We start from the raw sequence: 15,278 nt of genomic DNA on the forward strand, positions 1-15,278 counted from the left end.
TATGACGTCTACGCCCTGCCCAGCCATGCTCACGTCACGCCAAGTGAGACATTTCTACTTTGCGCAACCACGGACATTTCAACTTGGTTGCAACATCGTATTATCCCAGCGCATAGCCCGCTCCGCGTACTGTCCGCACCGGATCTTCGCATCCTGTGCTTGTCAGCGATTTACGCAACCGTCCGACGTGCACATCGACCGTCCGTGTGTCCACGTAAACGTCGCGCCCCCAGACACGATCCAGCAGTTGATCGCGTGACCAGACACGTCCCGGTTTTTCCATGAACGTGCTGAGAAGCCGGAATTCCGTCGGTCCAAGTTTCAGTAACACGTCGCCGCGCATCACACGGTGCGTTTCAGAATCCAACGAGATGTCGTCGTATGTCAGCGTTTGCCCCACGGTCGTCGGTCGCACGCGCCGCAGCTGCGCACGTACACGCGCCATCAGTTCGGTCACAGAATACGGCTTCTCGACGTAATCATCCGCGCCAGTCTCAAGCCCGCGCACTTTGTCGATTTCCTCGGTGCGTGCGGACAGCATAATCACCGGAATGGCGCGCGTCTCGGGTTTGATTTTCAATTGACGGCAGACCTCGATGCCGGACAGTTTGGGCATCATCCAGTCTAGAATAATTACATCTGGCGGGTCTTCGGCGACCGACAGCAACGCATCTTCACCATTGCTGGCTTTGGTCGTCCGGTAGCCTTCGGCTTCGATGTTGTAGATCAACATTTCGCGCTGCGACGCTTCGTCGTCCACCACTAGAACATGTGGGATTTGGGCCATTTTCGACTACTCCGGTGTGCGCACAAATGAGGTTTTATCGCCCTTTGGTCGGGCTTCTTCGGGCATTGATCCTGTGACCTGATAGATCACTTGTTCGGCCATATTTGTTGTTAGATCGCCCATGCGTTCCACGTTTTTTGCCATAAAATGCAAGTGCATACAGGCCGTAATGTTGCGCGGGTCTTCCATCATGAAGGTCAGAAATTCGCGGAACAAGGCGTTGTACATCTGGTCCACTTCGTGGTCGCGCTGCCGGACTTCTTCGGCCAATTCGGCGTCGCCACGCACGTAGGCATCCAGCACGTCTTTGAGCATCAATTGGACCTCGCGGGCCATTCTGCGCAACGCTTTGTCAGAGCCGTTGATCGGCGGCATATCAACCAAAGTGCCGGTCCGTTTGGCCATGTTTTTCGCGTAATCACCGATCCGTTCCAACGACGCGGCGATCCGCAACACGGTCAAAATGCTGCGCAAATCCTTGGAAACCGGCGCACGCAAGGCAATGGTGCGCGCCGCCTCGTCGTTAATCTGCAACTCTAGGGTGTCGATGGCCTTGTCCGCTGCCCGCACCTGTTCGGCCAGTTCCAGATCGCGTGCGGCCAGCGCGTCGGCGGCGGACAGGATCGATTGCTCAACAAGGCCGCCCATACGCATCACAAGTGCTTGAATTTCCTCAAGATCGCGGTCGTATGCGGATGAAATATGTTCGCTCATGTTGCCTGTTCCTTTGCCGATCCGACCTTGCCGTTGCAGGGTCGTTTGGGTGGTGAAAGTCTGGTTTTGCGGTGTCGTGATGGTCCTACCAGCGTCGTTTACACAATCTTAAGAAATTATGTCGTAGATTCTGAATGTAACAAATAATTATGGGATAGAACTTTGACGTATCAGGTTTTCGATGACGGTTGGCAGCAGGATCGATACGGTGGTGCCCTGCCCTTCGGTGCTGTCGAACAGCAATCGTCCGCGATGGCGGTTCATGATGTGTTTCACAATCGCAAGGCCCAGACCTGTGCCGCCCATTTCACGATCCCGATGGTCGTCGACGCGGTAAAAACGTTCGGTCAACCGCACCAAATGGCGCTCTGGTATGCCGCTGCCCTGATCTTCTACGGTCAGGCGAATGCACTCTTGTTGTAGGGACCGCTCGTAGGCTGGCGGATGGATTGCGACAGTGATTCCGGCCTCGGTGGCACCGTATTTGATCGCGTTTTCGATAAGGTTATGAAGGACTTGCTGTAATTGCGCGGCGTCACCTGGCACCACCATTGGCTGCTCTGGCGCTACAACCTGAAGGTGCGTTTTTGCGGTCTTGGCCAGTGGTTCAAGCAGCTCTGTCGACTGCCGGATCACCTCTTCCAGATCGACGGGATTGGTGGGGCGACTACGTTCGGTTTCTTCAACGCGGCTGAGCGACAAGAGGTCATCAACGAGCCTGCGCAGACGATCCGCCTCGACGGCCATGATTCCCAAAAACCGCTCTTGGGCTTTGGGATCGTTGCGGGCCGGCCCTTGCAGGGTTTCGATAAATCCGAGCAAGGCGGTCAACGGCGTCCGCAATTCGTGACTGACGTTCGCGACAAAGTCGCGGCGCACTGAATTTATGTCGTGCTCGGCGGATTGATCTTCAAGGATAACAAGGGTTTGCTTGTTATCTGGCACCACCAACGCCTCGAAGGTTTGGTCGGTGTTTCCGGTTTGCACGAGAAAACGCGCGGTCTTTTGGGTGCCATCAAGTTGGGCCTGATCGACGGCATCTAACAAGGCAGGTTGACGCAATGCATTAATATAATTTCGACCGGTAAAATCCATCTTTAACAACGCCGTAGCTGCAGGATTTTGCAGGCTGATACGTTGGTCCTCGCCGATCAAAAGTATGGGTGATTTGACTGATTTGAGAAGCACATCGAGCGGAAACTTTGGCATGTGATAAGTGTCACTTTTTAGTCGCGTTTAGGTTTTGTGTGGATCAACCCACACTTGAATGTAAGAAATGTTTGCACAGTTTCGTTTCATCCTTGTAACAGCATACACTTAGAAAAAAGGAGGATCGGAACGCGATCATGTCGTCAGTCCATCAACTACCACGGAAGAAGTTCCTAGAAAACCTGCGTGGGCACGTCCATCAAGAGGACCGCGTGGTCACTTTGGTTGTGGGTGAAGTGCGCCGTTGGGCATCCGAAGGTCGTGACATTCCCTATGTCGATGACCTGACATTCGTTGATTTTGAACACTTAAATCAGACGACGATTGCAAAGGTCCGTCCCGACGTTGTTTTATCCCCGCTGCTAAGCGATGCGTTTGACGCCTTTCAGATCGTTCGGTTTCTGGCCTCGTTCGGTTACGTCGGCAGATACCGCGCTTTGGCGCAATATTTGCCAGACATGGCGATGATTCGCAGCGAAATCCGCAAAGCGGCCCCAAATATCGACTTTGAAATCGTTATGATACCGACACCGCTGCGGTTGGTCAGTTAATCCAGCGCGACCAATCCGTCGCGGAACCGCGCCGCGTTGGCTTGGTAATGCTTGGCAGAGCGTTTCAGGCCGGCAATCGCTGTCTCGTCCAACTCTCTGACGACCTTGCCCGGTGATCCCATCACCAGCGATCCGTCGGGAATGACTTTGCCTTCGGTGATTAACGCCCCTGCCCCGATCAGACAGTTTTTGCCGATCACAGCGCCGTTCAGCACGGTCGCCCCCATGCCAATCAAACTATTATCGCCGATGGTGCAGCCGTGCAGCATCGCTTTGTGACCGATTGTGCAGTTGGTGCCGATGGTCAGCGGGCAACCGGGGTCAGTGTGTAGCACGCAGTTTTCCTGCACATTGCTGCCTTCGCCTATGATGATCGGCTCATTGTCGCCGCGGATCGTTGTGCCGAACCACACCGAAGATTTCGCCAAAAGCGTGGTGTTCCCGATCACATGACAGCCCGGTGCGACCCATGCCGTTGCATCAACTTTGGGTTCTACGTCATTGATTTTATATAACATTAGCGATCCTCGAATTCGTCTTGCAAGGTGCGGACGTGGTCCATCAGGTCGGGCTGCTGGCTGGCGCGTAGCCGCTCTGCGGAAATGATGGTTTTCAGCCGCTCTTCGGTGGTGGCCAGATCATCGTTCACCAGCACATAGTCGTAGCCGTCCCAATGACTGATCTCGTCCCAGCTTTTTTGCATCCGCTTTTCGATGGTCTCTGAATCGTCTTGCCCGCGTGACACAAGGCGGCGGTGCAGTTCGGTGATTGATGGCGGTAGGATGAAAATCGACAGCACGTGGTCCTTCAACGACGAGGTTGAAATCTGCTGTGCGCCTTGCCAGTCGATGTCGAATAGCACATCGCGACCGTCCTCAATCGCGTCGGCCACTGGTCCCTTTGGTGATCCGTAGTAGTTCCCGAACACCCGCGCATGTTCCAGCATGTCTTTGTCGGACACCTGCCGTTTAAAGGCATCTTCGGTCACAAAATAGTAATCTTGACCGTCGACTTCGCCGGCGCGCGGGGCGCGTGTCGTCGCAGAAACAGAAAACCGCAGCGTGTCGTCCCATTTGCGCAATGCTTTAGCCAAGGTCGATTTGCCCGCACCAGAGGGGGAAGACAGGATAATCAGTAGTCCACGACGCGCCATGCGTTACTCCACGTTTTGAATTTGTTCACGCATCTGATCAATCAGCGTCTTGAGTTCAAGCCCAATCCCCGTGAGTTTCACATGCTGCGCCTTGGAACACAGTGTATTCGCCTCGCGGTTAAATTCCTGTGACAGAAAATCTAGTTTTCGGCCAACGGGGTGATGTTCTTTTTGTGCGACGTCCAGCAGTTCGGTGGCGGCGGTCACATGCGCTTTGAGACGGTCGATTTCTTCGGTGACGTCTGTTTTCACGGCGAGTGCGGCCATCTCTTGCGCCAAACGGTCCGGATCAAGGTCGGTATCGCCCAACACCCGTTCCATCGCCGTTTTCAACGCCTGTTCCATGTCGGGGCGACGTTCCACGATCACGGCTTCGGCGTTGGCGATGTTGCCCGCAATATCAGACAGTTGCGTGGCGATGATTTCGTTCAGGCATTGCCCCTCGCGTTCGCGCATTTTGACCAGATCACGCAGCAACGGGGCGACGTCCGCTTTGATCGCTGCCGCAAGTTCTGCGCTGATCCCGTCGTTTGAGCCGTGCAAAACCACGCCGCGTTGGTTCAAAACGTCGGCTGTGGTCGGCTGGCCCAATGTCACGCCCATCGTGAAGGCCCGTTCCTGGATGCTATCAAGTGCCCCCAAAACGCGGTCCAGTTGCGCTTCGTCCAATGAGAGCTGCTGCGCTGTGTCGTTTTGCGCAATCCGCAAGGTCAGGCTGACATTGCCGCGCTTGATTGCTTTGCCAAAGGCTGCCCGAATGTCGGCTTCTAGCCCGTCGATACCGTCTGGCAGGCGCAAGCGCAGGTCCAAGCCGCGTGCGTTTACGCTGCGGACTTCCCAGCTCCATGTGGTCCCCTCCAAGCTGCCTGTGCGACTGGCGAATGCTGTCATTGATTGGATCATGGGTGCCTCTTTTGGGTGCTGTTGCGTCTTCACTACTGGCAAACTCTAGCACAGGTAAACCCCGCTTGCGTCGCTGTGCCGACCTTGCCCCGCTCCGTATAGCGTTAACCCATTAATCCTTTGTTAAGTGATTTCCGGTAACTTTCTGTTAACTTGTCGGCAAATGCGAAATACCGACGAAGGACGATCCGATGGCACATGACCGCGACTATGCCTCTATTTACCGCACTCCGTTTCACGATCCGAATGGCGAAGCGGTGCTGAAACAGGTCGAGCGCCACTGGCGGTCGATGCGCAACGGTGACGACCTACCCCAGCGTGTTGATCTGTCGCCGGATCATTTGTCAGATAGTCTTGCGCATTGCTTTACGTTGGAACGTGTCGCGCCGACGATTGCCCGTTTTCGGGTTGCGGGCCGTGCCGTGCATGAGGTGCTGAATATGGAGCCGCGCGGCATGCCGCTGAGCGCGTTATTCACGCCCGCAGGTCGCGACATGCTGGCCCCGCTGATCTTTGACGTCTGCGAAGGCCCTGATATCGTAGAAGTTCCCGTCATCGCCGCCCGTAGTTTGGGCCGTAGCCCGTTGCGCGGTCGGTTGCTGCTGATGCCGCTCAAACATGCAGGCCAAGAGGTGAACCGTCTGTTTGGTGCTGTGGTTGTGGATGGCAAGACCGGGCGGCGGCCGATGCGCTTTGACTTTGATCGTGACCAAAGTCTGCGCCAGCAGGCGGTGCAACCGATCATTCGCACGGTGCATGAAATCCTGTCGGAACCGACTGTGGCGCACCCTGCCCCACGGCCTGCGCTGCGACTGATTGTTGATAACACCTGAAACGAAAACGGGCGGATCCGATTGGACCCGCCCGAAATAATTTCACGATGCGTGACGGCTTAGCCTGTAGCAGCCGCTTTCAACTGATTGCGGCGCGTGGACAGCTCTTCTGCGACCAAGAACGCCAGTTCCAGCGACTGGGACGCGTTCAAACGTGGATCACACGCTGTGTGGTAACGGTCTGCCAGATTTTCATCCGTCACAGCCCGTACACCGCCAGTACATTCGGTCACGTCAGCGCCTGTCATCTCGAAATGTACGCCGCCTGGAATTGTGCCTTCGGCGTTATGCACTGCAAAGAATTCTTTGACTTCGCGCAACACGGAATCGAACGGACGGGTTTTGTAGCCCGTGGACGATTTGATCGTGTTGCCGTGCATCGCGTCGCAAGTCCACGTGACGTTTGCGCCTTCTTCCTGCACCGCTTTGATCAAGCGCGGCAGGTGTTCGCCAACAGAGCCAGCCCCGAAACGTGCGATGAGGGTCAAGCGACCTTCTTCGTTTTGCGGGTTCAGTTTGGCCATCAGCGCCTTGAGGTGACCGGAAGTCATTGTCGGACCGCATTTCAACCCGATCGGGTTTTGCACGCCAGAGCAATATTCCACATGTGCGCCGTCCGGCTGCCGTGTCCGGTCGCCAATCCAGATCATGTGACCAGAACCCGCCAGCATCTTGCCGGATGTGGAATCGACCCGTGTCAGGGCTTCTTCGTATTCCAGCAGCAAGGCCTCGTGGGACGTGTAGAATTCGACGGTGCGCAATTCGTGGTTGGTGTCGGTGGACAGGCCAGCGGCTTGCATGAAATCTAGCGTGTCTGAAATCCGACCCGCCATATCGCGGTATTTCTGCGCGCCGGACCCTTCGGCAAAGCCGAGTGTCCACTGGTGGACTTGATGCACGTCTGCGTAGCCGCCCGTCGAGAAAGCGCGCAACAGGTTCAATGTCGCCGCCGCCTGCATGTAGGCTTGGCTCATGCGTTCCGGATCAGGAATGCGGGCCTCTTCGGTGAAGTCGAAACCGTTAATGATATCGCCGCGGTAGCTTGGCAATTCGACGCCATCCACAGTTTCGGTATCAGCAGAGCGTGGCTTGGCCATTTGACCAGCCATGCGGCCTACCTTCACAACAGGCACTTTCGCGCCGTATGTCAGGACCATCGCCATTTGCAGCATCACTTTGAACGTGTCGCGAATGCCGTCTGCGGAAAACTCTGCAAAGCTTTCGGCGCAATCGCCGCCTTGCAGCAAAAACGCTTCGCCACGGCCACAAGCCGCGAGGTGTTGGCGTAGCCGCCGGGCCTCACCCGCAAAAACTAAGGGTGGATATGAAGACAGACGACCTTCCACAGCCTTAAGCGCGGCCGCGTCGGTATAAGTTGGCATTTGGATCCGGGGCTTGCTGCGCCAGTCCGTTTTTTGCCATGTCGTCATTGTCTTGCTCCAAAATCTAGAAAATATATCTCACGATCAGAGTGATCGGTCCGTCCTTATACTGCGTAAGAACGGGGCTTCCAATGCCTAAACCTTCTATTTGCGACGGCCAATGCGTCGGTTTTGGTTGAAATGACTTGTCAGCACGCGATTTTGGCGCGAATGATGCCCAACCAGCGACGATACAGGCGTAGATATGAGCGTATCTGAGACCCCCATCATGTTCAGCGAAACACAAAAGCCAAAGCGCTTTGTGTTTGTGTTGCTGGATCAATTCACCATGCTTTGCTTTGCGAGCGCGGTGGAAAGTCTGCGGATTGCAAACCGCACGGCGGGTGAAACCTTGTATGAATGGAGGTTCATTGGCGAGGACGGTGTGTCGACGACCTGTTCAAACGGCTGTGTGTTTCAACTGGACGCCGAATTGGACGAGCTGAACCGCGACGATATTGTCATGGTCTGCGGTGGCGTCGACATTCAAGCCGCCACCACCAAAAAAGTGCTGAACTGGATCAGGCGCGAGGCCCGTCGCGGTGTGACTATCGCGGGGCTGTGTACGGCGGGTTATACGCTGGCAAAAGCCGGATTGCTCGACGGTAAAAAAGCGACGATCCACTGGGAAAATCAGGACAGCTTTATCGAGGAATTCGAAGATATCGAGCTGACCCGATCGGTGTTTGTGATCGACGGCAACCGGATTACCACTGCTGGCGGCACTGCCTCGATTGATCTGATGCTCAAGATTATCGCGCAAGACCATGGTGAGGATTTAGCGAACGCTGTGGCCGATCAGTTGATCTATTCATCGATCCGCACTGACCAAGATACACAACGTCTATCCGTACCGACCCGCATTGGTGTGCGTCATCCAAAGCTAAGCCGCGTTATTCAGATGATGGAAAAGAACATCGAAGAGCCGATCAGCCCTGCGATCTTGGCAAGCGATGTGGGCATGTCGACCCGCCAACTCGAACGCCTGTTCCGGCGTTATCTGTCGCGGTCGCCGAAACGCTATTACATGGAACTGCGGCTTGGGCGGGCGCGTAACCTGTTGATGCAAACGGATATGACGGTGATTAACGTCGCACTGGCCTGCGGGTTTGCGTCGCCGTCGCATTTCTCGAAATGCTACCGGTCGCATTATAATACAACCCCCTACCGCGAGCGCGGCACACAGGCGAACCCCACCGCACGCTAATCCAATCAGCAACGATAGGTCTGTTTTTCCTGACTTTACTCGTGCTTTGGCGCGGTAAATGGTCGTGGCATACCCTCATCACTGATTGGATACGACAATGCTGAATAGTCATCTGTTTTCCAACAACCCAAGATTGATCGCTGCCGCAATAAATAACCCCGCAATGCGCCGTGGCGATCCGGACCAAGAGGCGGTGCGCCTTTTGCAACTCGCGCTCAGGTTTTTGCAGGTCGCAACGATGCGCATGTCCACAGCCGCCGACGGGACGCTGGATGGCGATTATGGCGGTGAGACATTCCGCGCCGTACAATCATTCCAACGCGAAAATTCCCTAGGCGGTGCGAACAACACCTTCGACGGGATTGCAAACAGCGACACGCTAGAGGTGATGGACGCCCAGTTGATCCAGCGCGGCAATCCAACCCGAGACACGCTTGCCGCGCGACCAACCGGAAGCCGCACACCACTGAGCCAGAATTTGATCCCGAAACGCCCGACGGCCAGTCGTTTGCAACGCGAATATAACAAGTTTGTCGAGGTCCGTGGCAAACCCTGCGCCTGCACAGGCCAAAACCAATGTGCTGTGCGAATGACGGTTGCGCTGGGGCGCAGCGATATCGGGTTCCACCTGAACGGGCCAAGTCCGCGACGCCTATATGTGCATCGCGCGTTTTCGCGCAGGTGTGGCGGGGTCGATACGGCGCATGACAACAGCGCGGGCCGCGTGTTCTCGTATCTTCGGACGTTTTGGCCGTTTACGACATATAACATCACACAAGGCCGCTCGGGCGCGGATATCTACACCCAAGTCCAAGGCCCCGCCGCGATTATCTTTTTTGAACGGCTGGCGGGAAACAGAGATTCTTCGCGGCTTGGCAATCACATCGACTTTTTTGACGGAACACGGATTATGAACGACGCGCTGGGCTACGCCACAAGGGGCGAGCCTAGTCCGGGGCCCGCCGATGGCACCTTTAAGAAGACGTTGAACGCGATCTATGTGATGCCTCTGATGCCTTAGTGCGCCACGATATGCCTGTTTCGGTGTCAGCGCGCCCATTTTGCAATCAGAGCGTGTACTGGTGCCGACCTACCCTGCTCTTGTTAAAGGTTTATTTCACTTTCCGTAGCGTATCGGAAACCCGCCCCCTTTTCTTTTGAAAATACGGTGCGTAGACTTTCGGTCAGGATGACGAAAACATCCACTAGGGAGACTAAAATGAAAAATATTTTGATGGCGACCACAGCACTTGCGCTGACGGCTGGTTCCGCATTTGCTGAAGACGTAAAAATTGGCGTGATCCTTGGATTCACAGGTCCGCTTGAATCCATCACACCTGCGATGGCGGCTGGTGCTGAATTGGCTATGGCCGAAGTCAGCGAATCCGGCGCGTTGCTTGATGGCTCGACTGTGACCGCCGTGCGCGCAGACAGCACATGTATCGACGCGGGTGCAGCAACAACAGCTGCCGAACGTCTGATCACATCTGAAGGCGTCAGCGCAATCATGGGTGCCGATTGTTCCGGCGTCACTGGCGCGATCCTGTCCAACGTTGCATTGCCAAACGGCACAGTGATGATTTCACCATCGGCCACATCCCCGGGCCTGTCCGAAGTTGAAGACAACGGCTTGTTCTTCCGCACATCCCCATCCGATGCGCGCCAAGGCGAAATCATGACAGCGATCCTGAACGATCGCGGTATCACTGACGTTGCTGTGACCTACACAAACAACGACTACGGCAAAGGTTTGGCCGATGCATTCGCGGGCTCTTTCGAGGCAGCTGGCGGCACAGTCACAATCTCTGCGGCACACGAAGACGGCAAAGCGGATTACTCTGCTGAAGTTGGCGCATTGGCATCCGGCGGCGGCGACGTTCTGGTTGTTGCAGGCTACGTTGACCAAGGCGGTTCCGGCATTGTGCGCAGCGCAATCGACGCAGGCGCGTTCGACACGTTCTATTTCCCAGACGGTATGGTCGGCACAAAGCTGAACGAGAACTTTGGTTCAGAACTGAACGGATCTATCGGATCTTACCCAGGCACAGATAGCGAAGGCGCGTCTATGTTCTTTGGCTTGGCAACGGCTGCCGGTTTTGACGGCACGGGGTCTTATTCTGCGGAATCATATGACGCGGCTGCCCTGCTGATGTTGGCGATGCAAGCGGCTGGGTCCAGCGCATCTGCTGATCTGAAAGATCACGTGATGGACGTCGCAAACGCACCGGGCACCGAAATTTTCCCGGGCGAATTGGCCAAAGGACTTGAGCTGCTCGCCGCTGGCGAAGAGATCAACTACGTTGGTGCGACTGCGATTGAATTGATTGGTGCTGGCGAATCCGCTGGGAACTTCCAAGAGATCGAATTTGCCGATGGTGTCTATTCCACCGTTAACTTCCGTTAATCGGGACTGAAACTTTGAAACGGCACGGGATTTTCCCGTGCCGTTTCAATATGATAAGGCACGTACTTCACGTGGCAGGTAAAGAATGATCGTCGTAGAGAATTTAGTGAAAACCTTTGGTGGTTTTCGTGCGGTAGATGGTGCGTCGCTTGAAATTGGCGCAGGTACAATCACCGGATTAATCGGACCGAACGGGGCCGGAAAAACCACTCTTTTCAATGTGATCGCAGGCGTTCATCAACCAACTGCGGGACGTGTCACCATGGGCGGCGAAGACATCACAGGTCTGCCCCCACATCAATTATTCCACAAAGGGCTGCTGCGGACCTTTCAAATCGCGCATGAATTCTCAAGCATGACGGTCCGCGAGAACCTAATGATGGTGCCGGGCGCGCAATCAGGTGAAACGCTATGGAACGCATGGTTTGGCCGCAAAGGCATCGCGGAAGAAGAACGGGCGCTGGGCGCGAAAGCCGATGAAGTGCTGGCATTCCTGACCATCGACCACCTGACCTATGAAAAAGCAGGCAACTTGTCCGGCGGCCAGAAAAAGCTGCTGGAACTGGGCCGCACGATGATGGTCGACGCGAAAATCGTGTTTCTGGATGAGGTCGGCGCAGGCGTGAACCGCACGCTTCTGAACACCATTGGCGACGCGATCATCCGGCTGAACAAAGAGCGCGGCTATACATTTGTCGTCATCGAGCACGACATGGATTTCATCGAACGGCTTTGTGATCCAGTGATCTGTATGGCGGAAGGCAAGGTTTTGGCCGAAGGTACGCTGGCTGAAATCAAGGCCAACGAGCAGGTCATCGAGGCCTATTTGGGGACCGGATTGAAGAACAAAGACAAGTTGGCGAAAACGTGATGGGGTGCGCAGTGAGTTGTTTTGGCGAAATGAAGTTGAGGGCCGCGCATGTCTGAACCGTTTTTGATTGGCGATACGATGACGGGCGGCTACGGCAAAGGCCCCGATATTCTGCACGGCTGCACGATAGCCGTGGAAAAAGGCGAGATTGCTGTGATTGTCGGGCCAAATGGCGCGGGTAAATCCACTGCGATGAAAGCGGTGTTCGGGATGCTGAACGTGCATTCGGGGTCTGTGCGGCTGGACGGCGAGGACATCACCGCGCTGTCGCCACAAGACCGCGTGATCAAGGGCATGGGATTTGTGCCGCAGGTCCGCAATATCTTTGGCTCGATGACGGTTGAAGAAAACCTCGAAATGGGTGCCTTTATTCGCAACGATGACATCAAACAGACGATGGAACAGGTCTATGAATTGTTCCCGATCTTGCGCGATAAACGCAACCAAGCGGCGGGTGAACTGTCGGGTGGGCAACGGCAACAGGTCGCCGTAGGTCGCGCCTTGATGACGCAGCCGAAGGTGCTGATGCTGGACGAGCCAACGGCGGGTGTGTCGCCGATTGTGATGGACGAATTGTTCGACCGGATCATCGAGGTCGCCCGCACGGGTATTCCGATCCTGATGGTGGAACAGAACGCCAGACAAGCGCTTGAAATTGCTGATAAAGCCTATGTTTTGGTGCAGGGTACAAATGCCCACACTGGCACTGGTAAAGAACTGCTTGCGAACCCAGAAGTACGCGCGAGTTTCTTGGGCGGATGATATTTTATCCTTTTGTTAAAGGATTAAGAATGACGACGAAGGGTCTGATTTAATGGACTATTTAAATGCGCTGGTCGCATTGGCGAACTTTGTAATCGTGCCGGGGCTGGCCTACGGCGCCCAGCTTGCGATTGGGGCCCTTGGGGTCACGATGATCTACGGCGTGTTGCGGTTTTCGAACTTCGCGCACGGCGATACGATGGCCTTTGGCACAGCGATTACGATCCTGTTTACATGGCTGTTTCAGTCTTGGGGCATTTCGCTGGGACCGTTACCGACTGCCCTGCTCGCCTTGCCGTTCGGGATTGCGGGTTGTGCGCTTCTGGTGCTGGGTACCGACCGCGTCGTTTACAAATTCTACCGCGCCCAAAAGGCCAAGCCAGTGATCCTTGTGATCGTGTCGCTTGGCGTGATGTTTGTGATGAATGGGATCGTGCGCTTTGTGATTGGCGTGCGGGATATCAACTTTGCCGACGGCGAACGGTTCATCATTTCTGCGCGTGATTTCAAAGAGATGACCGGACTAGACGAAGGGTTGGCGATCAAGACGACCCAGATGATTACTGTTGTTGTCGCGATTATCGTCATGGCGTTGTTGTTCTATTTTCTGAATAAAACCCGCACTGGTAAATCCATGCGCGCCTTTTCCGACAACGAAGATTTGGCGTTATTGTCCGGCATTAACCCTGAGCGCGTTGTATTGGTGACATGGCTCATCGTGGCCGCATTGGCGACGACGGCGGGCGTGTTGTACGGGTTGGATAAGTCGTTCAAAGCCTTCACATATTTCCAATTGCTACTGCCGATCTTTGCCTCTGCAATCGTCGGCGGCATCGGTAATCCGGTGGGCGCTATTGCAGGCGGATTTACCATCGCATTTGCCGAAGTCACGATCACCTATGCGTGGAAAAAGGTGCTGACATATGTGATGCCAGAGAGCTTAGAGCCCGACGGCCTCGTCCAGTTGTTGTCCACCGATTATAAATTTGCCGTCAGCTTTGCGATCCTGATTATCGTGCTGCTGTTCAAACCGACCGGCCTGTTCAAGGGGCAATCGATATGAGCTTTTCACTGCGTAATACGTTTCTCGTTCTGTTTGTCGCGGGTCTGTATGTCCTTGAAGGAACAACAGATTTCTGGATTTTCAGCGGGTCACCGGACTCTGCTTTGAAGATGCTGAACTTTGCTTTGATCAGCGCGATCATGGCCTTGGGCGTAAACCTGCAATGGGGTTTTGCGGGCCTGTTTAACGTGGGTATCATGGGCTTTGTCGCCTTGGGTGGTTTGGCTGCCGTGCTGATTTCGATGCCCCCGACCGAAGGCGCTATGGCCGCAGGCGGGTGGCGCGTTTTGCTGGGCTTGGTCATGGGCGCTGCAACGATTGTGTTAACCGTGTTGGTCCGCGCCAAGATGCCTGCTGGCACGGCCCGTGTGCTGGCCACGATTATATTGCTGGTTGGCGGGTTTTTCCTGTTCCGTTGGGTGTTTGATGGCGGTGTTGAAGGCATCGAGGCGATCAACCCTGCCCTGTTTGGCAACATCGGCGGTCTGAACTTTGGCGGTGAAAACTACAAAGATTACGGCTGGATGGCGATCGTGGCTTGGCCTGTGGGCGGCTTGTTCGCGGCTGCTGCAGCTTGGGTGATCGGGAAAACCGCGCTTGGCTTGCGGTCTGATTATCTGGCGATTGCGACGCTGGGGATTGCCGAAATCATCCTTGCGGTGATCAAGAACGAAGACTGGTTGTCGCGCGGCGTGAAAAACGTAACCGGCCTGCCCCGTCCTGTGCCCTATGAAATCGACCTGCAAAACGATCCGGGCTTTACTGAAAAGGCTGCCAGCTGGGGCTTGGACCCGATGACCGCGTCGACATTATACGTCAAAATCGGCTATTCGCTGCTGTTTACCGTGTTCCTGATCGCCTTGCTGTGGCTTGCGCAACGCGCGCTAAGCTCGCCTTGGGGTCGGATGATGCGTGCGATCCGCGACAATGAAACAGCCGCCGAAGCGATGGGCAAAGACGTCACCGCCCGCCATTTGCAGATCTTTATCCTTGGCTCTGCGATCTGCGGGATTGCCGGTGCGATGATGGTCACGATTGACGGTCAGTTGACGCCGACGACCTATCAGCCGCTGCGCTTTACCTTCCTGATCTGGGTGATGGTGATTGTGGGCGGATCAGGCAATAACTTTGGCGCTGTGCTGGGTGGTTTCCTTGTCTGGTGGCTGTGGGTGATGGTTGAACCATTGGGCCTGTGGATCGCTGATGTGACCACAGCGGGACTTGATCCGACAAACTGGTTTGCCATTCGCATGTCCGAATTCGGCGCCCATATGCGATTGCTGACCATGGGTATTGTGATGTTGTTGGTCCTGCGGTTTAGCCCGCGCGGATTGATGCCTGAGAAGTAGTGGTTCTTGTGGCGGTGACGCGCTAGAAGGCCCATAGGTAATGCTTTGGGG

Annotated in this window: 16 protein-coding genes; 9 read left to right on the plus strand and 7 right to left on the minus strand. The window is 55.3% G+C overall.

The window, feature by feature from the left end; translation table 11 throughout:
- Positions 1-100: 100 nt before the first annotated feature.
- The 3 genes from phoB to FHS72_RS07350 form a co-directional block, all read right to left on the minus strand.
- Positions 101-787 carry a phosphate regulon transcriptional regulator PhoB gene (gene phoB, locus FHS72_RS07340; protein WP_183527650.1) on the minus strand — a complete coding sequence of 229 codons (687 nt, stop codon included), beginning with the start codon at positions 785-787 and terminating at the stop codon, positions 101-103.
- Between the two features lie 6 nt (positions 788-793).
- A complete protein-coding gene (phoU, locus tag FHS72_RS07345; protein WP_183527652.1) occupies positions 794-1,501 on the minus strand; it encodes a phosphate signaling complex protein PhoU in 708 nt (235 codons plus the stop codon).
- 147 nt (positions 1,502-1,648) lie between these two features.
- Positions 1,649-2,710 carry a sensor histidine kinase gene (locus tag FHS72_RS07350; RefSeq protein WP_183527654.1) on the minus strand — a complete coding sequence of 354 codons (1,062 nt, stop codon included), beginning with the start codon at positions 2,708-2,710 and terminating at the stop codon, positions 1,649-1,651.
- A gap of 137 nt (positions 2,711-2,847) precedes the next feature.
- On the opposite strand from FHS72_RS07350, the gene FHS72_RS07355 reads away from it, so the two are divergent.
- Positions 2,848-3,261, plus strand: coding sequence for a hypothetical protein (locus tag FHS72_RS07355; protein WP_183527656.1), 414 nt, complete (start codon positions 2,848-2,850; stop codon positions 3,259-3,261).
- On the opposite strand, the gene FHS72_RS07360 is transcribed toward FHS72_RS07355, so the two are convergent.
- The 3 genes from FHS72_RS07360 to FHS72_RS07370 are packed head-to-tail and all read right to left on the minus strand — an operon-like array spanning position 3,258 to position 5,317.
- Positions 3,258-3,779 (minus strand): gamma carbonic anhydrase family protein, encoded by a 522-nt coding sequence (locus tag FHS72_RS07360; protein WP_183527658.1) that lies wholly within the window; start codon positions 3,777-3,779, stop codon positions 3,258-3,260. The genes FHS72_RS07355 and FHS72_RS07360 overlap by 4 nt on opposite strands.
- On the minus strand, positions 3,779-4,414 hold the full coding sequence (gmk, locus tag FHS72_RS07365) for a guanylate kinase (RefSeq protein ID WP_183527660.1): 636 nt from the start codon (positions 4,412-4,414) through the stop codon (positions 3,779-3,781). The genes FHS72_RS07360 and gmk overlap by 1 nt, the downstream gene beginning before the upstream one ends.
- Positions 4,415-4,417: 3 nt before the next feature.
- Positions 4,418-5,317 (minus strand): YicC/YloC family endoribonuclease, encoded by a 900-nt coding sequence (locus FHS72_RS07370; protein WP_183527661.1) that lies wholly within the window; start codon positions 5,315-5,317, stop codon positions 4,418-4,420.
- 191 nt (positions 5,318-5,508) lie between these two features.
- On the opposite strand from FHS72_RS07370, the gene FHS72_RS07375 reads away from it, so the two are divergent.
- Positions 5,509-6,150, plus strand: a complete 642-nt coding sequence (locus FHS72_RS07375; RefSeq protein ID WP_183527662.1) for a PAS domain-containing protein — start codon at positions 5,509-5,511, stop codon at positions 6,148-6,150.
- Between the two features lie 59 nt (positions 6,151-6,209).
- Here the strand turns inward: FHS72_RS07375 and FHS72_RS07380 are convergent, their stop codons facing one another.
- Positions 6,210-7,580 (minus strand): class II 3-deoxy-7-phosphoheptulonate synthase, encoded by a 1,371-nt coding sequence (locus FHS72_RS07380; protein ID WP_183527663.1) that lies wholly within the window; start codon positions 7,578-7,580, stop codon positions 6,210-6,212.
- Positions 7,581-7,776: 196 nt separating this feature from the next.
- Here FHS72_RS07380 and FHS72_RS07385 point away from each other — a divergent pair, with 196 nt between their 5' ends.
- From FHS72_RS07385 to FHS72_RS07415, 7 genes are all read left to right on the plus strand, one after another.
- Positions 7,777-8,778 (plus strand): GlxA family transcriptional regulator, encoded by a 1,002-nt coding sequence (locus FHS72_RS07385; protein WP_246414567.1) that lies wholly within the window; start codon positions 7,777-7,779, stop codon positions 8,776-8,778.
- Between the two features lie 97 nt (positions 8,779-8,875).
- Positions 8,876-9,799, plus strand: a complete 924-nt coding sequence (locus tag FHS72_RS07390; protein ID WP_183527664.1) for a peptidoglycan-binding domain-containing protein — start codon at positions 8,876-8,878, stop codon at positions 9,797-9,799.
- A gap of 198 nt (positions 9,800-9,997) precedes the next feature.
- Entirely contained in the window at positions 9,998-11,182 is a 1,185-nt protein-coding gene (locus FHS72_RS07395) for an ABC transporter substrate-binding protein (RefSeq protein ID WP_183527665.1), read from the plus strand.
- Between the two features lie 85 nt (positions 11,183-11,267).
- Complete coding sequence (locus tag FHS72_RS07400) at positions 11,268-12,053, plus strand: ABC transporter ATP-binding protein (protein WP_183527666.1); 786 nt, start codon at positions 11,268-11,270, stop codon at positions 12,051-12,053.
- 48 nt (positions 12,054-12,101) lie between these two features.
- Complete coding sequence (locus FHS72_RS07405; protein WP_183527668.1) at positions 12,102-12,815, plus strand: ABC transporter ATP-binding protein; 714 nt, start codon at positions 12,102-12,104, stop codon at positions 12,813-12,815.
- Between the two features lie 52 nt (positions 12,816-12,867).
- Positions 12,868-13,878, plus strand: coding sequence for a branched-chain amino acid ABC transporter permease (locus tag FHS72_RS07410; protein WP_183527670.1), 1,011 nt, complete (start codon positions 12,868-12,870; stop codon positions 13,876-13,878).
- Positions 13,875-15,227, plus strand: a complete 1,353-nt coding sequence (locus FHS72_RS07415) for a branched-chain amino acid ABC transporter permease (protein ID WP_183527671.1) — start codon at positions 13,875-13,877, stop codon at positions 15,225-15,227. Before FHS72_RS07410 ends, FHS72_RS07415 begins: the two co-directional genes overlap by 4 nt.
- Positions 15,228-15,278 lie beyond the last annotated feature (51 nt).

It is taken from the genome of Yoonia ponticola, assembly GCF_014199395.1.
GTDB classification, from domain to species: Bacteria; Pseudomonadota; Alphaproteobacteria; order Rhodobacterales; family Rhodobacteraceae; genus Yoonia; species Yoonia ponticola.

Bases quoted from the DNA above. Each gene is read 5' to 3' on its own strand.
- FHS72_RS07390 (WP_183527664.1), top strand. From the start codon at position 8,876: ATGCTGAATAGTCATCTGTTTTCCAACAACCCAAGATTGATCGCTGCC.
- FHS72_RS07355 (WP_183527656.1), top strand. From the start codon at position 2,848: ATGTCGTCAGTCCATCAACTACCACGGAAGAAGTTCCTAGAAAACCTG.
- FHS72_RS07410 (WP_183527670.1), top strand. From the start codon at position 12,868: ATGGACTATTTAAATGCGCTGGTCGCATTGGCGAACTTTGTAATCGTG.
- phoU (WP_183527652.1), bottom strand. From the start codon at position 1,501: ATGAGCGAACATATTTCATCCGCATACGACCGCGATCTTGAGGAAATT.
- FHS72_RS07360 (WP_183527658.1), bottom strand. From the start codon at position 3,779: ATGTTATATAAAATCAATGACGTAGAACCCAAAGTTGATGCAACGGCA.
- FHS72_RS07385 (WP_246414567.1), top strand. From the start codon at position 7,777: ATGAGCGTATCTGAGACCCCCATCATGTTCAGCGAAACACAAAAGCCA.
- FHS72_RS07375 (WP_183527662.1), top strand. From the start codon at position 5,509: ATGGCACATGACCGCGACTATGCCTCTATTTACCGCACTCCGTTTCAC.
- gmk (WP_183527660.1), bottom strand. From the start codon at position 4,414: ATGGCGCGTCGTGGACTACTGATTATCCTGTCTTCCCCCTCTGGTGCG.
- FHS72_RS07395 (WP_183527665.1), top strand. From the start codon at position 9,998: ATGAAAAATATTTTGATGGCGACCACAGCACTTGCGCTGACGGCTGGT.
- FHS72_RS07400 (WP_183527666.1), top strand. From the start codon at position 11,268: ATGATCGTCGTAGAGAATTTAGTGAAAACCTTTGGTGGTTTTCGTGCG.
- FHS72_RS07405 (WP_183527668.1), top strand. From the start codon at position 12,102: ATGTCTGAACCGTTTTTGATTGGCGATACGATGACGGGCGGCTACGGC.
- FHS72_RS07350 (WP_183527654.1), bottom strand. From the start codon at position 2,710: ATGCCAAAGTTTCCGCTCGATGTGCTTCTCAAATCAGTCAAATCACCC.
- FHS72_RS07415 (WP_183527671.1), top strand. From the start codon at position 13,875: ATGAGCTTTTCACTGCGTAATACGTTTCTCGTTCTGTTTGTCGCGGGT.
- FHS72_RS07370 (WP_183527661.1), bottom strand. From the start codon at position 5,317: ATGATCCAATCAATGACAGCATTCGCCAGTCGCACAGGCAGCTTGGAG.
- phoB (WP_183527650.1), bottom strand. From the start codon at position 787: ATGGCCCAAATCCCACATGTTCTAGTGGTGGACGACGAAGCGTCGCAG.
- FHS72_RS07380 (WP_183527663.1), bottom strand. From the start codon at position 7,580: ATGACGACATGGCAAAAAACGGACTGGCGCAGCAAGCCCCGGATCCAA.